Annotated in this window: 4 protein-coding genes; 3 read left to right on the forward strand and 1 reads right to left on the reverse strand. The window is 58.4% G+C overall.

Going from position 1 to position 3,314, the window contains the following annotated elements:
• Both L0H65_RS16735 and pip read left to right on the forward strand, forming a co-directional pair.
• Positions 1 to 947, forward strand: a 947-nt coding sequence (locus L0H65_RS16735) for an AMP-binding protein (RefSeq protein ID WP_301460350.1), incomplete at its 5' end; no start/stop codon positions are given.
• An 82-nt stretch (positions 948 to 1,029) separates the two neighbouring features.
• Positions 1,030 to 1,992, forward strand: coding sequence for a prolyl aminopeptidase (gene pip, locus L0H65_RS16740; protein ID WP_301460351.1), 963 nt, complete (start codon positions 1,030 to 1,032; stop codon positions 1,990 to 1,992).
• A gap of 11 nt (positions 1,993 to 2,003) precedes the next feature.
• On the opposite strand, the gene L0H65_RS16745 is transcribed toward pip, so the two are convergent.
• Entirely contained in the window at positions 2,004 to 2,552 is a 549-nt protein-coding gene (locus L0H65_RS16745; protein WP_301460352.1) for a cysteine hydrolase family protein, read from the reverse strand.
• Between the two features lie 71 nt (positions 2,553 to 2,623).
• Here L0H65_RS16745 and L0H65_RS16750 point away from each other — a divergent pair.
• Positions 2,624 to 3,314 (forward strand): GlxA family transcriptional regulator (locus L0H65_RS16750; RefSeq protein WP_301460353.1); only part of this gene is annotated, 691 nt, incomplete at its 3' end.

Here is a 3,314-nt window from a genome sequence, read left to right on the forward strand (position 1 = left end):
CGGCATATTGGCGCTTTACCTCGGATGACGTATTGATCCACGCTTTACCGATCTTTCACACGCACGGGCTGTTTGTGGCTACCAACATCACGCTGATGGCTGGCGCGTCGTGCATCTTTTTGGCCGGGTTCGATGCCGAAACCGTGCTGGACTATATGCCAAAAGCTACGGCATTGATGGGGGTGCCAACCTTTTACACGCGGCTTCTGACGACGGAAGGTTTGGCCCAAGCGTCGCGCGATATGCGGCTGTTCATCTCGGGCTCCGCCCCGCTTTTGGCTGAAACCCATGCCGCGTGGCGCAAAGCGACCGGCCATGTGATCCTTGAACGCTATGGCATGACCGAAACCAATATGAACACCTCCAACCCTTATGACGGGGATCGTCGCGCCGGCACCGTCGGCTTTCCATTGCCGGGGGTGGAGGTAATTGTGACCGATCCCGCAACCGGCACTGAACTGCCGATGGAGCAGATCGGGATGCTGGAAGTTCGCGGCCCCAACGTCTTTGCCGGCTATTGGCAAATGCCAGAGAAAACAGCCGAAGAATTGCGCAGCAACGGGTTTTTCATCACCGGCGATCTGGGCAAGATTGATGCCGATGGCTACGTCCATATCGTCGGGCGCGGCAAGGATCTGATCATCACCGGCGGCTATAACGTCTATCCCAAGGAAGTGGAACTTTTGATCGACGATCTGCCCGGTGTCGTGGAAAGCGCAGTGTTCGGCGTACCGCATCCGGATTTCGGTGAAGCTGTTGTTGCCGTCGTGGTTCCGGTTGCAGGTGTGTCGATCACGCCGGATCAGATCATCGCAGGCATCGCAGGTGATCTCGCGCGGTTCAAACAGCCCAAACGGGTGATTTTGGTGGAGGCTTTGCCGCGCAACACCATGGGCAAGGTGCAAAAGAACCTCCTTCGTGCCGCCTATTCAGATGTTTTTGCCTGACACACGCGCGCCGCAACAGCATTCATCTGAACAACAAGGGCAATATTCGCTTCAATCCCACGACAAACCTCGAAGGTGACGCATGATCCAACAATCGACGGCGCGAAAACTTTACCCACTGATAGGGCCGTATGAGACCGGGATGCTCGACACGGGCGACGGGCATCGCATTTATTATGAGCGCGTCGGGACGCCGGGGACGAAACCTGCGGTGTTCCTGCATGGCGGGCCGGGGGCCGGGATCAGCCCGACATCGCGCCGCTACTTCGACCCATCACGCTATGACGTCTTGCTGTTTGATCAGCGCGGATGCGGGCGCTCCACGCCCCATGCCTCGTTGGAGAACAATACGACCTGGCATCTGGTCGCAGATATCGAAAAGCTGCGTGATTTGGCGGAGGTAGAGAAATGGCTGGTGTTCGGCGGATCATGGGGGTCAACGCTTGCGCTGGCCTATGCGCAAACGCATCCGGCGCATGTCAGCGAACTTATCTTGAGAGGCGTCTATACCGTCACCAAGGCTGAGATGCGCTGGTATTATCAATTCGGCGTTTCGGAAATGTTTCCCGAGCAATGGGAGCGGTTTCAGACCCCGATCCCCGAAAATGAACGCGATGACATGATCGCCGCCTATCGCAAACGCCTGACATCCGATGATGCGGTGGCGCAACTGACGGCAGCAAAGGCATGGTCACTCTGGGAGGGAGAGACGATCACGCTGGAGCCGGACCCGGCACTGGCGTCCTCTTTCGTCGATCCGCATTTCGCGCTGGCGTTCGCGCGGTTGGAAAACCACTATTTCACGCATGATTGCTGGCTGACCGATGGGCAATTGCTGGCCAATGCAGACCGGCTTTCGGGTATCCCCGGCACCATCGTTCACGGCCGTTACGACATGCCCTGCCCGGTGAAAAACGCGTTCCTGCTGCACCGCGCATGGCCGAAAGCCGCGTTCCACCTGATCGAAGCCGCCGGTCACGCCTCAACCGAGCCCGGCATTCTGGACCGGTTGATTGAAGCAACCGACGGCTATTGCCTCACCTGACGCGGTTTACGTCAACCCGCGATGAGAGTGTCACATGCGACGACATTTGCATATGTCCCGGACAGAGCGGCCATGATGCAGGCATGAACATCTGCGGCAGGCACCTGTCTGCCCGCAAATTCGACGCTTTTCGCCGCGCAGGCGTCATGCGCTACGGTCACGTCATATCCATGATCAGATGCGGCACGGGCGGTCGCATCAATGCACATCTGCGACATTGCCCCGGCAAGAACGATGCCCGTGATTCCCGAACCGTCGAGGTGATGCTTCAAATCGGTCGCGAGGAAACTGTTGGGCTTGTGTTTCAGAACCACGGCTTCACCGGGTTGCGGCGACACCGATGCGTGAATTTCCGCACCCGAACTACGGGGTTTGAAGAAACGTGCATCCGGTGACAGGATTTCATGCCGAACGTGGATCACCGTAAACTCCTTTTTCCGGGCATGATCCAACAGCAGTGCCGCCTTCGCGGCTGCGTCCGTCATGCCTTCGACCGGCCAAACGCCATCGGGGAAATAGTCGTTCTGGATGTCCACCAGAATAAGTGCGGTTTTTGTCATGTGGTGTCCTTCGAACTGGCTGCGCGTCAATGCGATGTACAACAGCGAAGGGGCCTTCTAAACTGGCAGATATGACAAATCATCTGCCGAATCCGCCAATCGAAGCGACCACCATCGCAATCATCGCCTATGACGGCGTACAAATGTCGGCGGTTCTGGGGTTGGAAGACCTGTTCACCATCGCAAACAGGCTATGCGCAGTGGCGCAATTGCACGTCACCATACTCAGCACCGGGGATGTCGTGGCCAACTTGGGCGGAACCTATGGCGCCATCATCATGCCACCGAACATCAACGCCGCGCGTGGTGCAGGCGACGCTGCGATACACAGCTTCCTCCGGCACCAACATCAACTGGGCAGCACCATCTGTTCCGCCTGTGCCGGGGTTTTCTGGTTGGCCGAAAGCGGTCTTCTGTCTGGCCGCGCGGTAACGACCCATTGGGCGTTGGTGCCGGAGTTCGCAGAGAAATACCCCAACGTCAGGCTTCTACCCGATGAGATTCTGATCGACGAACGTGATATCGTGACAGCGGGCGGCATGATGGCCTGGCTCGACCTCGGGCTGTCGCTGGTCGAACGCCATCTCGGAGCGCAGGTGATGACCGACACCGCGCGGGTCCATCAACAGATGCCGCGCGGGCGGCGGCAAGCGAACTACCGAGCATTCCGGCCGCGGACGACCCACGGGGACGGCGCGATTTCGGAACTGCAACACTGGATGGCGGCAAACGTCGATGGTGATCTTTCCATCGCGACCCTTG

Origin of the sequence: Pseudorhodobacter sp. (assembly GCF_030452865.1) — a bacterium.
Lineage (GTDB): Bacteria > Pseudomonadota > Alphaproteobacteria > Rhodobacterales > Rhodobacteraceae > Pseudorhodobacter.